This window comes from Endozoicomonas acroporae (genome assembly GCF_002864045.1).
Lineage (GTDB): Bacteria > Pseudomonadota > Gammaproteobacteria > Pseudomonadales > Endozoicomonadaceae > Endozoicomonas > Endozoicomonas acroporae.
The window spans coordinates 1-523 of record NZ_PJPV01000200.1 but is presented as its reverse complement, the minus strand read 5'-3'; the positions used below and the strand labels follow the sequence as shown (position 1 = coordinate 523).

The 523-nt window shown below is 45.3% G+C and carries 1 protein-coding gene; it reads right to left on the bottom strand.

Annotated elements, in window-relative coordinates; translation table 11 throughout:
- A partial coding sequence (locus CX664_RS23730; protein WP_476700511.1) for a transposase family protein occupies window positions 1–430 on the bottom strand: 430 nt, incomplete at its 3' end.
- Window positions 431–523: the final 93 nt, after the last annotated feature.

Here is a 523-nt window from a genome sequence, read left to right as displayed (position 1 = left end):
TGTCTTTTGAAGCACAGTAGCCATAAGCCACTTCGTCATTAAATATTTTCCGACGTTTTGCCCGAACCCGCTTGCAAACCTCTATGGGGAAACCATCAATCAGGTGAACATTATCCCTGTCAGCGCCCAATATTTGCACCAGACGCTCTGTGATTTTTTGCTTCACAGCCCAGAGGTTCGCCCCCTGTGAGGCCAGCTTGGTTCTGGCGGGAATGTTTGGAAAAAAGTGTAGCCAGTGTCGTCGAAAATATTTCCAGATATCCTTGTCCTTGTGATATCCAAGCCATTCGCCCACAATTTCAATGGTAATAACCTCGCTATCGCTGAGCTTGGGCTCATAGCCACGAGTACGTAAAGGTGTGGGAAAAAGCTTTTTGAATAAATCATCAATCAGGCAAAAGACATTAATGATAAACTCTTCTTCAGGCATGACTGTCACCGGCTATTAAGCAATCTGTTTTAGAGGGCAGGTTGGTTAAGGTGTAGTCATGCCTTATGTGATGTCAAAAGTCGGCCTTCGCGT